The organism is Lewinella cohaerens DSM 23179 (genome assembly GCF_000379805.1).
GTDB classification, from domain to species: Bacteria; Bacteroidota; Bacteroidia; order Chitinophagales; family Saprospiraceae; genus Lewinella; species Lewinella cohaerens.
Genome location: NZ_KB903532.1, coordinates 388,793 through 403,316 on the forward strand (window position 1 = coordinate 388,793; position 14,524 = coordinate 403,316).

10 protein-coding genes and 2 rRNA genes are annotated in these 14,524 nt (G+C 44.3%); 6 read left to right on the forward strand and 6 right to left on the reverse strand.

What is annotated here, in order from left to right; all coding sequences use genetic code 11:
* Window positions 1–181 precede the first annotated feature (181 nt).
* The gene (locus A3EU_RS0103745; RefSeq protein ID WP_020534786.1) at window positions 182–892 is read left to right on the forward strand and encodes a hypothetical protein; all 711 of its coding nucleotides are present in this window, start codon (window positions 182–184) and stop codon (window positions 890–892) included.
* 48 nt (window positions 893–940) lie between these two features.
* Here the strand turns inward: A3EU_RS0103745 and A3EU_RS0103750 are convergent, their stop codons facing one another.
* Window positions 941–1,405 (reverse strand): hypothetical protein, encoded by a 465-nt coding sequence (locus A3EU_RS0103750; RefSeq protein WP_020534787.1) that lies wholly within the window; start codon window positions 1,403–1,405, stop codon window positions 941–943.
* Between the two features lie 198 nt (window positions 1,406–1,603).
* Here A3EU_RS0103750 and A3EU_RS0103755 point away from each other — a divergent pair, with 198 nt between their 5' ends.
* Complete coding sequence (locus A3EU_RS0103755; protein ID WP_020534788.1) at window positions 1,604–2,290, forward strand: hypothetical protein; 687 nt, start codon at window positions 1,604–1,606, stop codon at window positions 2,288–2,290.
* A gap of 175 nt (window positions 2,291–2,465) precedes the next feature.
* Here the strand turns inward: A3EU_RS0103755 and rnr are convergent, their stop codons facing one another.
* Together rnr and A3EU_RS0103765 are read right to left on the reverse strand one after the other, a co-directional pair.
* Window positions 2,466–4,760 (reverse strand): ribonuclease R, encoded by a 2,295-nt coding sequence (rnr, locus tag A3EU_RS0103760; protein WP_020534789.1) that lies wholly within the window; start codon window positions 4,758–4,760, stop codon window positions 2,466–2,468.
* Window positions 4,761–5,039: 279 nt separating this feature from the next.
* Entirely contained in the window at window positions 5,040–5,546 is a 507-nt protein-coding gene (locus tag A3EU_RS0103765) for a hypothetical protein (RefSeq protein WP_020534790.1), read from the reverse strand.
* Between the two features lie 388 nt (window positions 5,547–5,934).
* Here A3EU_RS0103765 and A3EU_RS0103770 point away from each other — a divergent pair, with 388 nt between their 5' ends.
* The 4 genes from A3EU_RS0103770 to A3EU_RS0103785 all read left to right on the forward strand — a co-directional run bounded on the left by A3EU_RS0103770 (window position 5,935) and on the right by A3EU_RS0103785 (window position 10,465).
* The gene (locus A3EU_RS0103770) at window positions 5,935–6,627 is read left to right on the forward strand and encodes a succinate dehydrogenase cytochrome b subunit (protein WP_020534791.1); all 693 of its coding nucleotides are present in this window, start codon (window positions 5,935–5,937) and stop codon (window positions 6,625–6,627) included.
* A gap of 31 nt (window positions 6,628–6,658) precedes the next feature.
* On the forward strand, window positions 6,659–8,659 hold the full coding sequence (locus A3EU_RS0103775) for a fumarate reductase/succinate dehydrogenase flavoprotein subunit (protein ID WP_020534792.1): 2,001 nt from the start codon (window positions 6,659–6,661) through the stop codon (window positions 8,657–8,659).
* A 93-nt stretch (window positions 8,660–8,752) separates the two neighbouring features.
* Complete coding sequence (locus tag A3EU_RS0103780) at window positions 8,753–9,508, forward strand: succinate dehydrogenase/fumarate reductase iron-sulfur subunit (RefSeq protein ID WP_020534793.1); 756 nt, start codon at window positions 8,753–8,755, stop codon at window positions 9,506–9,508.
* Between the two features lie 144 nt (window positions 9,509–9,652).
* The gene (locus A3EU_RS0103785) at window positions 9,653–10,465 is read left to right on the forward strand and encodes a hypothetical protein (protein WP_020534794.1); all 813 of its coding nucleotides are present in this window, start codon (window positions 9,653–9,655) and stop codon (window positions 10,463–10,465) included.
* 82 nt (window positions 10,466–10,547) lie between these two features.
* On the opposite strand, the gene A3EU_RS0103790 is transcribed toward A3EU_RS0103785, so the two are convergent.
* The 3 genes from A3EU_RS0103790 to A3EU_RS0103800 form a co-directional block, all read right to left on the reverse strand.
* Complete coding sequence (locus A3EU_RS0103790) at window positions 10,548–10,823, reverse strand: CBU_0592 family membrane protein (RefSeq protein WP_020534795.1); 276 nt, start codon at window positions 10,821–10,823, stop codon at window positions 10,548–10,550.
* A 217-nt stretch (window positions 10,824–11,040) separates the two neighbouring features.
* Window positions 11,041–11,150 (reverse strand): 5S ribosomal RNA (gene rrf, locus A3EU_RS0103795).
* A gap of 128 nt (window positions 11,151–11,278) precedes the next feature.
* Window positions 11,279–14,108: ribosomal RNA gene (locus A3EU_RS0103800) — 23S ribosomal RNA — on the reverse strand.
* Between the last annotated feature and the right edge of the window lie 416 nt (window positions 14,109–14,524).

Here is a 14,524-nt window from a genome sequence, read left to right on the forward strand (position 1 = left end):
CCAGTGGATCATCTCAATTACATTTATCTTTATGCAAAGGATATGCCAGTGGGCCAAAAAAGAGAAAATGGTGACAAAAATTCAAAACAAAATGACAAAAAGTCAGTTTTGCCGAAAAAGGCACGACAAAAAGTCAGCACACTTATCTTTCCGCTAATCTCGCCCGTCAAAACATTGAAAAATGAGTGCTCAAAGCGTAAATGAGGAGTTATTCCAGGTATTTAGTAAATATAGCCCACAAGGAATCCATCATTGTGATTGTGGCTGCATCGACGAAGAAGACGTCAAACGCCTTGCTACACAACCACTACATTCATTAGATTGGGAAGCACTCGGACCATACCATGGATCGGCATTGTACACCTGGGGTGACATCACTCATTACAAACACTACCTTCCAAGAATACTCGTCTTATATTCCTCCAATAGGCGAGGTGCTTTGATTGACCTCTATGATATTTACGCGAAGCTAAAATATGCGGATTGGCTAAAATGGGATGCTGCCGAAATTGAGGCCATCCAAAATTACCTCCAAGCAGATTGGCTAGATTTACTTCATCATCAGAAAGAGATCAATTTATACCTTTTTGAAACTTACCGACAATTCCTATCAGCACAAGAACTGATCAACTTGTGGAGCCCTAGCACAAGCGAAACAGCTTTAAAAAATTACGTTTATTTCTTTTATGAAACGGGTACTCAAATCTTTAGCAGCTCTTTAAAATCGATCACAAAGGGTGATCAAGCATTACTTACTTCTTTTTTCAAAAACAGTGTAAGCATTGATAAATTAGAGCACCACTATTTCGAGCAGGAGGCTATTGATGCTGAATATGCGACTAAAGTTTCAGTGGTTTTACAAATGCTTGAACAGGAGAACGCGCTAGCGTGAGTCCCCCCAATCGTACCAATGCGATCATACAATCAGTTCTCCATTTTCCTAAAGTGCCTCCATTACTTCAATAATACGAGACTTATAATCCAAAATACCTTGGGTTTGGTCGACATCATCTGTATCAATTTGCCAAGTGGTGACCGTGCCATTTCTTTTTAAGGATAAATAGAAGCCGCCCTGGTCTACACAGTCCGGGCAACCAAAAATTCTTTGCTCTGTTTCCAAGAGTTCTTCGGGAAACTCATCAGAAAGCACTTCTGCTATTTGAAACTGTGCGTTACTTAAAGGTGTCGTCTGGAAATCGTCCGTTTCTGGAAAACCGTATTCCAAGTCATCTGCAAACAGCTCTCCTCCTTGCAATTTATAGACCGTGATACAATTACCGAAACATTCAAAACCATAGCGGCCAAAAATCAAATAGTCTTCCACGCTATTGGTGGTGACTTGTTCGTCGTCATCACAAGCACTAAGAAAGAAAAGAGGGAAACAGCAAAGGATAAAGTACTTCATTGGTATTTTTTTATTGTCAAAGACCTTTTTGTGTTAGACGTAAAGGGCCGTTATCAGGGTTGGGTAAGCTTGACTTTCGGACTTTTGCCTTAAGGCTGGTTTAGCAAAGAAACCTATCCATTCGGATAAAAGAAGGTTCAATTTATTTTTTTTGCGGCCTCTTACTCCATTCAGCATCCAGCTATTACCTTTGCCCGTATGCAACTCCACAAACTGAAAGATTATCTCGGGCAATACACCGAATGGCTAAATAGCCGTGCAGCGGAAAAACGCCTTCACTACTGGGAAAGCCAAGCAATTTGGCAAAAAAACTGGGATAGCGATGTTACTGATTTTGGCCAGATGTACGACCAATCTCTACAAAACAGTACCACTCGCCGACTCTGGAAAAGAGAAGCTTATGACCCCAAACGAATGCTCCTTGCATTCATAGCGATAGAACCTCACTTCGTCCACAGCATGTTTTCTGATCTTTTCAATGAAGACAAAGAGACCCACGCTCGTGTTGACCGCTTTGTTTTTTATTGTGATCAATTACTTCAGCAATATAGGCAGCAATATCCTGCAAAAACTGACAACAGCCATTACCATGACGATGGTTATGGAATAATCTCTCTTTATCTGAGCTTTCGCTACCCTACCCTATATGCTCCTTACGCCGCCGAGCGCCAAATAACGCTCCTCCAAAAACTAGGTGCGGCCAATGTTCCGCTAGCGGGTGACTTTCCTCGTCATATTAAATTGATGCGAACCTTGCAAAACTTCATCAACAAGGAGCAAACACTACTAGAGCGCCACCAAGCACGGCTACGGCCTGAGCACTATCAGGAAGAAAGTCTCTTGCTGGCCTTTGACTTTGGATGCTTCATTGTAGAAAAAGTATAAAAAAACAACACCCCGGGCAGCGTATTTGCTACTAATGGAGTCTTATCTACAAATAGGATCATAGTCTTCTATAGATTATAAGAATATTTGCTGCTGATAAAGCAAACTACTCTCAAACAACAACGCCCGCTGTCGGATCATATCCACAGCGGGCGTTTGCATTTTTATGCTCTTTCTATTTTCTTCTATTTCCCGTACGCCGGCGGCCTTTATCATTGCTCCTATCCGACTTCCGAGGGAACGATGGCTTGTTTTTAGGCCTCACAAAGGTGCTCGCTTCTTGCGGATCACGCTTAGGGCCTTCTACCAGGGCCATTTCGATTCGACGGCGCTTAATATCCGTTTCCAGAATTTTCACGCGTATCTCATCACCCATTTTGATCTGTTGCCCATCATGACGGCCGTGGATACTGAGGCGACCATCGCCCATATCATAAGGCTGATCCATGTTGTCGTAGGAGATCATTCCTTCACAATGACTTTCCGTCAATTCAACAAACACGCCAAAATCGGCAATGCCATTCACAACGCCAGCAAACTCTTCGCCAACGTGTTTTTCCATAAACTCTACCTGTTTGTACTTAATGCTTTCTCGCTCGGCATCAGTGGCTCGGCGTTCTTGGTTGGAAATATGCTTACATTTCTCTTCCAACTCATTGCCATTAACAATGTGCATACTTCCCTTGGGCAGGTTCAGCTCTAAAATACGGTGAGTAAGCACATCGCTATAACGGCGAATAGGAGACGTAAAATGGCTATAGTATTCAAAACCTAAGCCATAATGACCAATATTATTGGTAGTATAAACGGCTTTTGCCATGGTCCGGATCGCTAATGGTGCCAGCATTTTCAATGCGGGGTCCGTCTCCGCCCGGGTGATCAGCATATTGTAAGACTTGGCTATAGCCTCTGAAGTACTCACGTCCATTTCGAAGCCAAGGGCCTTGGCAAACAATGATAGTTCCAATGCTTTGTCTGGATCTGGCTCATCGTGTACTCGATAGACAAACGGGATGGTCTTGTTCCTAGCTTTCTCTTTTTTACCAATAAAACCTGCTACCTCACGGTTGGCCAACAACATAAAGTCTTCGACCAACATGTGGGCATCTTTACGCTCTTTGACGTACACCTCTAATGGCGTACCATCTTCATCTAAGCGGAAGCGTACTTCCTCTGAGGAAAAATCTATGGAACCATGCTTGAAGCGGCGCTCGCGCAGCTTTTTGGCAACATTATTCAAGAGCTGCAATTCTTCTGGATGGTCGCCTTCACCGGATTCTAGCACCTCTTGGGCTTCTTCGTAGGTAAAACGACGATCTGAATGGATAATCGCTTTACCAAACCAACGCCGTACCACTTTCATTTCTTTATCAAAAACGAAAGCCGCCGAAAAAGTTAACTTATCCTCATGAGGGCGAAGAGAACATAGCTCATTCGAGATTTTTTCGGGTAGCATTGGGCAAACCCGGTCTACCAAATAAACCGAAGTAGAACGCTTATAAGCCTCATTATCTAATGCTGTTTTAGGCTGAACATAGTGGCTCACATCCGCAATGTGTACGCCAATTTCAAACTGCCCATCCTCTAATTTTTTGTAAGATAAAGCATCATCGAAATCCTTAGCCGTCAAAGGATCAATCGTGAAGGTGAGAGTTTCACGGAAGTCACGGCGCTTTGCTATTTCTTCTTCCGTAATTTCTGTACTCAGCTCTTCTGATTCCTTGACTACCTCCGGTGGGAAATCAATATTAAAGCCGTTGTTAATCAAGATAGCTTGCATATCCAGGCTACTACTGCCCGGGGCACCCAATACAGAGGTAATGATACCTTTGGGGCGCGAGATACGACTGTTTACTTCCGCATCTTCGTTCAGCTTTACGACAACCATGTCGCCATTTTCAGCAGTCTGAATATCTTCGAGCTCTACAGCTATCTCCATGGTTTGATTGCCTTCAATGGCTACAATACCAAAACGAGGGAATAACTGCAAGATACCGACAAAGTGCTCGGTAGCTCTTTGCAATACTTCCAGCACTTCGCCTTCTGCTTTATGCCGCCCTCGGGGTTTCCAGTAACGGATCTTTACTTTATCTCCATTGAGGGCGTTCTTTACATTTTTAGGAGAGACGTATACATCCTCCTCTCTACCTTCGATCACGATATAGGCTGCCCCAGAACGGGTCATATCGACCTTACCTTCAGCGGTTTTCTGATCACTTTCGGCCACGTATTCACGGTTTATCTGGTATTTGAATTTATCCTTTGCATACAATGCATTATCAGCTACCAGTTGTTCGATAGCATACTGAACTGCATCCTTGTTGTTCGTAATCTTAAGTTTAGCAATAACCTGGCGAGGATTGTACTGTTTGCCGGGATGGCGTTGAAAAAGTCTTAATACTGCGCGTTGTAAGTCTTTGGCACTTAATTTTCTGCCTTTAATTTTAGGCTTCTTTTTATTTTTACTCATGTTGTTTTTTCGTCTAAATCAGTTGCGACAGGTAGCATGATTATTTATTCTAACTTCCGGCATACCTTAGGCTGGCACCTGGTACTTTGCTATAAGTTCGCACAACGGTAAGCTAAGGAAATATTCGCTCGTAAGCAACTGTAATTGGAACCGACCAGAAGAGGGGAATGTTCTAAGAAGTGGCCGATTTGGGGGATTAATATTTAATAGGGTTCATATGTTTACACCAAGTAAACGATTCATGGGCAAGAATAGTTCCACTTCACGAATAAATTAAACCTACAACTCCACAATCTTACCTTCTTCTGTAATCTGAAAACGGTTGGCCGTACTATTGGCAGCCGTGTACTCTTCTTTTACCAACTGGCTTTGTCCAGAGACCAAGTACAGCAATAAATCTTCCTGAATAGCGGCCATCGTCTGGGTCAACTCCATTCCATCGTAGGTTGTTCCGGCGATCACCTTTTCCGCAATTAGGTTACCTCTTGTATCAAACGTAAACAGCTTGTACTCGTAATTCAACAAGCCTGCCTTCCAGTAAACGATCGCATGATAATTTTTCGATGCTGGCAAAGCAAAACAAGCGATATATTCAGTTACCTCATCCGTCTCCTCTTCGCCCTCTAATGGAAGAATATATTCCGCAATAATCGCACCGGGAATGGGATCATTCTCTTTACTGAAAAGCATATGCGTATCCTCTCCCAGCGTAAACGGCAGTTCTACCGGCGGAAAACAATTCAAAAATTCTTCAAAACTCGGCTTATTTGTTACTTCCTTCGCCATTGATTATTATTGAGATGCACCAGGAACACTAATCATGTGTCTGTTTTTGCGGCGCAAAAGTACGATTTTTCACCGCATTTAAGACAGAATAATTCAATACCAACACCCACTAGTTAGAATAATTCTAAATAAGACAAACACTTGCCATCCTAGCTAACTACACTTATGGAAAAACGCTTATAAAATGTAGATTTGTATTATTGGTATTAAATATCCATTCTTCTTTAAACTATAGTTGCCTTAGTGTTGCGCAAAAAATAAATCAAGCCTCCTTTTAGGTTTTCCAAATAGCTGACACGCTTTTAAATGAACCGCTTAGCCAGCTTTTTGAAAAACGTCGACTCCATTTATTTTTGTGCTGTTCTTAGGCAAACGAAAAACGAAAAACATGAGTTGGTTTACGCAATTTCTAACCTCTTCCATCGGACGCAAACTCCTGATGAGCCTCACTGGGCTTTTCTTGATTGTGTTTTTGTTGGTCCATTTACTTGGCAATCTCCAATTACTGGCCAGTGATGGGGGCGAAAGCTTCAATGTTTACGCCAAGTTTATGACCACCAATCCATTGATCAAGTTTACCTCTTATGGATTGTACTTCTTCATCGTACTACATGCTGTTCAAGGACTTGCTATCTGGAGTAAAAACCGGACAGCCCGTGGTAGCCAAGGGTATGCTGTAAAAGTTACCAGAGCTGTAAACACTAATGGCCCTATCGCTAAAAGCATGGGCTGGTTGGGGACAATTATCCTCATTTTTCTGCTTTTACACATGTACCAATTTTGGCTGCAAATGAAAATGGGTGCAGTGGATATGGTCAGTTATGGCGACGGTGAGCAAGTAAAGGATCTCTACACTTTGGTTATGGCTGCTTTTGCAGACCCTCTCTATGTAGTTATCTATGTGGCTAGTATGATTGTTATTGCGTTCCACCTGTGGCATGGTTTCCAAAGTGCCTTCCAGACTTTAGGCATCAACCACAAAAAGTACACGCCGTTTATTCAACTGGTAGGCAAGGTTTATTCTATTCTCATTCCATTAGGTTTTGCAATGATTCCTATCCTGATGTACCTTAATCAATAACCCTGCACTAGCAAATAATAAAATCAACAATATGAAACTCGAAAATAAAGTGCCACCAGGCGAGTTGAGCGAAAAATGGACGAAGTACCGCTCTACCATGCCTTTGGTTGCTCCAAATAATAAGCGTCGTCTTGATATCATTGTTGTAGGTACCGGATTGGCTGGTAGCGCTGCTGCTGCCACCTTCGGCGAATTAGGCTACAACGTTAAGGCCTTCACCTTCCACGACAGTCCTCGTCGGGCTCACTCTATTGCTGCCCAGGGGGGAATCAATGCCGCTAAGAATTACCAGAATGACGGTGACAGTGTTTACCGTTTGTTCTATGATACGATCAAAGGAGGAGATTACCGCTCTCGGGAGGCCAACGTACACCGTTTAGCCGAAGTGAGTCGTAACATCATCGACCAGGCTGTAGCCCAAGGCGTGCCTTTCGCTCGTGAATATGGTGGTTTATTAGCTAATCGTTCTTTTGGCGGTGTGCAGGTAAGCCGTACTTTTTATGCACGTGGCCAAACGGGCCAGCAATTGCTTTTGGGAGCCTACCAATCCTTGAGCCGCCAGGTATCACTAGGTAACGTGGAGCTTTTCAATCGCCATGAAATGGTAGACTTGGTAAAAGTAGATGGCAAAGCCCGTGGTATTATTGCGCGTAACCTCCTCACTGGTGAGTTGGAACGTCATGCGGCACACGCTGTCGTTTTATGTACCGGTGGTTATGGCAACGTCTTTTACTTGAGTACCAATGCCATGATGTGTAATACATCTGCTGCTTGGCGTTCCGTTCGGCGAGGAGCCTTGATGGCCAACCCTTGCTTTACACAAATTCACCCAACCTGTATCCCTGTTTCTGGCGAATATCAGTCTAAACTGACGCTGATGTCTGAATCACTGCGGAACGATGGCCGCGTATGGGTACCTAAAAAGAAGGAAGATGCGCAAGCTATCCGTGAGGGTAAAAAGCGCGGTGATGATATTCCAGAAGATGATCGTGATTACTACCTCGAGCGTCGCTATCCTGCTTTTGGTAACCTTGTACCTCGTGATGTAGCGAGCCGAGCAGCCAAAGTAGCATGTGATGAAGGCCTTGGTGTTGCACCAACCGGTCTTGCGGTATACCTCGATTTTGAGGATGCGATTAATCGCTACGGCCACTCAAAAGCCAAGAGTAGTGGCGAGGAGAATGCCAGTGCTGCCCGTGTACGGGAGCTCGGCGTAGAAGTGATCGAAGAAAAGTACGGCAACTTGTTTGAGATGTACGAAAAGATCACCGGCGAGAATCCTTACCAAACGCCAATGAAGATTTACCCAGCAGTGCATTACACCATGGGTGGCCTGTGGGTAGATTACAACCTGGAGACTAACGTCCCTGGCCTCTTTGCTGCCGGTGAAGCTAACTTCTCTGATCACGGTGCCAACCGCCTGGGAGCATCCGCATTGATGCAAGGACTTGCCGATGGCTACTTTGTCATTCCTTATACTATTGGCGATTTTCTTAGTAAAGAGATTCGCACCCCTCACTTTGATGCCAACACTGAAGAATTCCAAAAGGCAGAAAGTGAAGTTCGAGAACGGATCAATACCTTATTGAATATCCAAGGTTCTCAGTCTGTGGAAAGCTTCCACCGTCGTTTGGGACAAATCATGTGGGATCACTGTGGTATGTCTCGTAGTGCAGAAGGACTCAATAAAGGGATCAAACTGATTCGTGAGCTTCAGGAAGAATTCTATAAAGATGTTTTTGTACCGGGTACTAATGATGAGTACAATCCGGAATTGGAAAAAGCACTACGAGTAGCTGATTTCTTGGAACTAGGCGAAACCATGATGTTTGATGCACTTGACCGCAATGAAAGCTGTGGTGGCCACTTCCGTGAAGAGTACCAAACCCCTGAAGGGGAGGCGCTTCGTCGCGACGAGGAGTACACCTACGTATCTGCGTGGGAATTTACTGAGCGTGGTAAAGATCCAATTCTCCATAAGGAAGAGCTGGTTTTTGAAAACGTAGAGTTGAAAACCAGATCTTATAAGTAATTAAGTGTAAAGGTTGGAAAATGTAAGGGCGTAAATGTATGCTAACTTTTAGTTCCTTACGAATTTCTAATAATTGCATCTAAATCAAAGAGAATGAAACTAACATTAAAAATATGGCGTCAACCCAACGTCAACACTAAAGGTAAGTTTGTCACTTACCAAATGGACAATGTGACGGAGCATATGTCTTTTTTAGAAATGCTGGATGTTTTAAACGAAGATCTTGTCCAAAAGAGAGAAGAGCCTGTCGTTTTTGAACATGACTGTAGAGAAGGTATTTGTGGCACGTGTAACTTGGTCATCAATGGCCACCCTCACGGAAAAAATCACAGAACCACAACCTGTCAACTACACATGCGTCACTTCAAAGATGGAGAGACCGTTGTGATTGAGCCTTACCGCGCATCTGCTTTTCCTATACTTAAGGACCTTGCAGTTGATCGTTCTTCCTTGGACAAAATTATCCAGGCAGGGGGCTATGTTTCTATCAATACTGGTCAGGCACAGGATGCCAACTCGATTGCTATTGAAAAAGGACAGGCTTCACTTGCTATGGATGCTGCCGAATGTATTGGCTGTGGCGCTTGTGTTGCTGCTTGTCCTAATGCCTCAGCGATGCTTTTCGTAAGTGCGAAAGTAAGCCACTTGGCACAATTGCCTCAAGGTAAGGTCGAAGCTGCTCGTCGTGCCCAGCGTATGGTAGCAGTTATGGATGAAGAAGGGTTTGGAATGTGTTCCAACGTCACTGCTTGTGAAGCGGAATGCCCCAAAGGAATCTCAGTAACCAATATCGCCCGTTTGAACCGAGAGTATTTGAGTAGTGCATTAACTTCTACAGGAGAAGCATAACTTTATAATTATTGGAGAAGAACTTATCATTTTTCCTCCCACATAATAGGATACCAAGAGGCCGATACTTAACTGTAAGTATCGGCCTTGTTTTTTTAAAAATAGTATATTGCCTATATAATTATCGTTCAAAACGCTTCTCGAATGGAACACCTATTCCTCTTTTTAGCCATAATTACTGTAAGTTTTGGCCTCTATTGGGTTATAAGGATACTATCCTCAACTCTTACTAAAGTAAAAAACAGGAATCAAATCCTCCTGTTCGCAAGTCTATTTTTTGTATTGAGTAGTTGTATTAAAGGCCCCAATATTCAGAGTGCAATCACCCTTACTTCCCTACCACCAGATACCGGTCCACGAATTTTGGATCAAGACCTCAATAAAAAACTACACATTTTCTACACCGATAGTATTGCCCTTTCTGATACCTCTTTTGCTAAAAGAGATAGAAGGTCTCCTGTCCTATTAGCCAGTAAAAATAGATATGATTATTACCAGGTCATCCATTTCAAGGACGATCAAGACGTTTTAATTGAAAATTTTCGTCAAAAATTACTCCGATTATTAGCCACTCAAACCTTTCATCAGCAAATGGATTCGTTACAAATACAACTAGTAACAACCGAGGCGATTATTCCCTATTTTGACGGAAATGAGATGGTTCCAATCAATGACCAGCGGCTACGCAGCGGTGTGAATAGGCGTTTTCAAGTTATTGGCCCATCAAGAGTTAACCTAGAAATTGAATACACCTGCTATGCTTTCGGGAAAGTTCTTAGAAGATCAAAATCGGTTCGCCAAATTGTCGCAGCAAGTCAGATTGGGAAAAAGGTCAAGGGGAGTCGTAACGAAATTATTCAAGCCCATATGACAGAGTGCAACTCACTCATGAACGATTTGATCCAGCAAATCAGTTCTGAACTGGTTAATGAACTTAAGTATAGTTTTAGGCGGTGACACCTGATAATAAAAACTCAACACCCTCTCGCGATAGATGCCTTAACTAAATGAAAGGATAGTTCACAATCGTCATATCACCTCAACTTCCCACAACTTCCAATGCACTAACTCCTTTCTCCTTACGGCTGGCTTGTAACATATTGACACCTGCAATGATTACCCAAACAATATTTAGGGCACTAGAAGGATATGCTCCCAGGAATATCGTATTAATGATCAATAATCCACCACCAGCAAAGTTCATGGCTTGATACCATAATGATTGTGCCGCCAAGTAATTAAAGCTATTGAGGAGATAAGCTAAAATCAATAAGGCCGACCCCAGCCAGCCAAAGGTTTCAATCAGTATTTCCATCGGATTCGACTTTTGCTGTAAAGTTAAGTAGGATTGTTTAGAAGAGGAAGTAATAGATGGTTAGGCTATTGATTGACAGAGGCTCAACAGAGGAGGGAGGTAAACGACAGAAGCCCAACATTTCAGTGCTGAGGCAAGCTTGTGTAATGTGTAATGTAATGGAGGTAAGTAAAACAGGAGAAGGGCCACTCGCGATATGCGAATGACCCTTCATAAAAATTGGCAGCGACCTACTCTCCCACCTAAAGGCAGTACCATCGGCGCTAAAGAGCTTAACTTCTCTGTTCGGAATGGGAAGAGGTGAACCTCCTTGCTATAGCCACCAATTAATCTTTACAGTTCGTAAACTGCGTTATTTCTATTGGTTTATCAATGATAAACACAGACAAGAAAAGGGATAAAGTTGTAGTACACTTCGCTTACTACCGCAAAGCGTTAAGTAAAGTTATATTTTAAAAAGGAAGCTTTCGGGTAATTAGTACTACTTGGCTCCATACATTACTGCACTTCCACCTATAGCCTATCAACGTAGTCATCTTCTACGACCCTCATGGAATACTCATCTTAGAGTTGGCTTCGTGCTTAGATGCTTTCAGCGCTTATCCATTCCGAACATAGCTACCCTGCAATGCAGCTGGCGCCACAACAGGTACACTAGAGGTTCGTCCATCCCGGTCCTCTCGTACTGGAGACAGATCTCTTCAATATTCCTACGCCCACAACAGATAGAGACCGAACTGTCTTGCGACGTTCTGAACCCAGCTCGCGTGCCACTTTAATGGGCGAACAGCCCAACCCTTGGGACCTTCTCCAGCCCCAGGATGTGACGAGCCGACATCGAGGTGCCAAACCTCCCCGTCGATGTGAGCTCTTGGGGGAGATCAGCCTGTTATCCCCGGAGTACCTTTTATCCTTTGAGCGATAGCCCTTCCATGCGGAACTACCGGATCACTTAAGCCTGCTTTCGCACCTGATCGAGATGTCTCTCTCCCAGTCAAGCACCCTTATACTCATACGCTCTTCGCATGATTACCAACCATGCTGAGGGTACCTTTGCGAGCCTCCGTTACTCTTTAGGAGGCGACCACCCCAGTCAAACTACCCACCACACAATGTCCTCCAGTTGTTGCTGGAGTTAGTATCAAACTATAAGAAGGGTGGTATTTCAAGGACGACTCCACAACAACTGGCGCTGCCGCTTCGTAGTCTCCCACCTATCCTACACATCTTATAGCCTAACACAATGTGAAGCTGTAGTAAAGGTTCACGGGGTCTTTTCGTCCCGTTGCGGGTAATCGGCATCTTCACCGATACTTCAATTTCACCGAGCTCATGGCTGAGACAGTGCCCAGATCGTTACACCATTCGTGCAGGTCGGAACTTACCCGACAAGGAATTTCGCTACCTTAGGACCGTTATAGTTACGGCCGCCGTTTACTGGGGCTTCAGTCAATAGCTTTGGGTTACCCCTAACTACCTTCCTTAACCTTCCAGCACCGGGCAGGTGTCAGACCCTATACTTCATCTTTCGATTTCGCAGAGTCCTGTGTTTTTGCTAAACAGTCGCCTGGGCCTTTTCACTGCGCCCACTACTAGAGTGGGGACGCTTCTCCCGAAGTTACGCGTCTAATTTGCCTAGTTCCTTAGCCATGAATCACTCGAGCGCCTGAGGATACTCTCCTCGACTACCTGTGTCGGTTTACGGTACGGGCTGCTTCACTCGCTGTTTCTTGGAAGTCGCTTCAATGGATTATCAGTTCGGACCGGAGCCCTCCCTGTACTATCCCACACTTTCATGTGGTTCAACGTACTATTCCGTCAGTACGCACCATCTACACGCCTCCGTCACTTTCATTGTGAGCAGGTACGGGAATATTAACCCGTTTGCCATCGGCTTCGCCTTGCGGCTACACCTTAGGTCCCGACTAACCCTGTTCTGATTAGCATCGAACGAGGAACCCTTAGTCTTACGGCGACAAGGTTTCTCACCTTGTTTATCGTTACTCATGCCTACATTTGCTTTTGTAGCCAGTCCACCATGCCTCACAGCACAGCTTCTGCCCAACTACAATGCTCCCCTACCAATCCTTACGGATTCCATAGCTTCGGTGGTTTACTTAATGCCCGAGTATTTTCCGCGCAAGAACGCTCGACTAGTGAGCTGTTACGCACTCTTTAAATGAATGGCTGCTTCCAAGCCAACATCCTAGCTGTCTTAGCATCCTCACATCGTTCATGCAACTTAGTAAACACTTGGGGACCTTAGCTGATGGTCTGGGTTGTTTCCCTCTTGGCAATGGACCTTAGCACCCACTGCCTCACTGCCAGTGCAATGTCATGGCATTCGGAGTTCGTCAGGGGTTGGTAGGCGGTGAAGCCCCCTAGCCCTATCGGTAGCTCTACCTCCATGACACTCTATCTGACGCTGCACCTAAATGCATTTCGGGGAGTACGAGCTATCTCCTGGTTTGATTGGCCTTTCACCCCTACCCACAGGTCATCCGAACATTTTTCAACATGTACCGGTTCGGTCCTCCAGTTGGAGACTATCCAACCTTCAACCTGCCCATGGGTAGATCACCAGGTTTCGCGTCTACCCCTACTAGCTTACGCCCTATTCAGACTCGCTTTCGCTTCGCCTACAGCCCTGAAGGCCTTAAACTCGCTAGTAAGGTGTAACTCGTAGGCTCATTATGCAAAAGGCACGCCGTCATCCCGATAAATCGGGACTCCGACCGCTTGTAAGCGCACGGTTTCAGGGTCTTTTCACTCCCCTTCTGGGGGTTCTTTTCACCTTTCCCTCACGGTACTGGTTCACTATCGGTCTCTCAGGAGTATTTAGCCTTAGCGGATGGTGCCGCTAGATTCAGACAGGATTTCTCCGGTCCCGCCTTACTCAGGATACTCGCCCACTTGTTCACTTTACGTGTACAAGACTTTCACTTTCTATGGTATGCCTTTCCAGAGCATTTCCACTTCTGTGAACAAGCTTTATGCAAGTCCTACAACCCCACCACGACGTATCATGATGGTTTGGGCTAATCCGCGTTCGCTCGCCACTACTTGCGGAATCACTATTGTTTTCTATTCCTCCGACTACTTAGATGTTTCAGTTCATCGGGTTTCCGTCTTTCGACGACAGGTCTTCAACCTGCCGGGTTTCCCCATTCGGACATCTACGGATTATAGGTCGTTTGCACCTCCCCGTAGCTTTTCGCAGCTTACCACGTCCTTCGTCGTCTCTGAGAGCCTAGGCATCCCCCGTGCGCCCTTATTCGCTTCCTAGTCTTAATTTCCACAAGGAAAATTAATCTTAGAACTCAAATAGTGCACCCTGATTAATAATCAGGTAATTCCAACTTAAAGATGGAATGCAAATGAGTTATTATATGTAAGACAAATTGTTAAAACAATTAGTCAATTCTTTATCTCAAACGCTTTAAACGGAGCTTATGTACATCAATTCTATTCCGAAGAACAAAATCAACAACATATGCTTAGTCTACTACAATCAAATACTATAAATAATATTTGATGTTACTTTATCCCTCCTTGTCAATGAACTTTTTGAAAACCTAACGTTCTTTCTTATTGCTTCAGGTCGGCTAGAACCCACTCTCATTGCCTAACAATGAAATCCACAACAGCGGATAAAACAGTTCTCAAGGAACATAAGCTGGTAACGAACCAGTTAACCTCTA

Excerpts from the sequence above, each read along its gene's own strand:
- A3EU_RS0103755 (WP_020534788.1), top strand. The coding sequence starts at position 1,604 with ATGCAACTCCACAAACTGAAAGATTATCTCGGGCAATACACCGAATGG.
- rnr (WP_020534789.1), bottom strand. The coding sequence starts at position 4,760 with ATGAGTAAAAATAAAAAGAAGCCTAAAATTAAAGGCAGAAAATTAAGT.
- A3EU_RS0103745 (WP_020534786.1), top strand. The coding sequence starts at position 182 with ATGAGTGCTCAAAGCGTAAATGAGGAGTTATTCCAGGTATTTAGTAAA.
- A3EU_RS0103790 (WP_020534795.1), bottom strand. The coding sequence starts at position 10,823 with ATGGAAATACTGATTGAAACCTTTGGCTGGCTGGGGTCGGCCTTATTG.
- A3EU_RS0103750 (WP_020534787.1), bottom strand. The coding sequence starts at position 1,405 with ATGAAGTACTTTATCCTTTGCTGTTTCCCTCTTTTCTTTCTTAGTGCT.
- A3EU_RS0103780 (WP_020534793.1), top strand. The coding sequence starts at position 8,753 with ATGAAACTAACATTAAAAATATGGCGTCAACCCAACGTCAACACTAAA.
- A3EU_RS0103765 (WP_020534790.1), bottom strand. The coding sequence starts at position 5,546 with ATGGCGAAGGAAGTAACAAATAAGCCGAGTTTTGAAGAATTTTTGAAT.
- A3EU_RS0103770 (WP_020534791.1), top strand. The coding sequence starts at position 5,935 with ATGAGTTGGTTTACGCAATTTCTAACCTCTTCCATCGGACGCAAACTC.
- A3EU_RS0103775 (WP_020534792.1), top strand. The coding sequence starts at position 6,659 with ATGAAACTCGAAAATAAAGTGCCACCAGGCGAGTTGAGCGAAAAATGG.
- A3EU_RS0103785 (WP_020534794.1), top strand. The coding sequence starts at position 9,653 with ATGGAACACCTATTCCTCTTTTTAGCCATAATTACTGTAAGTTTTGGC.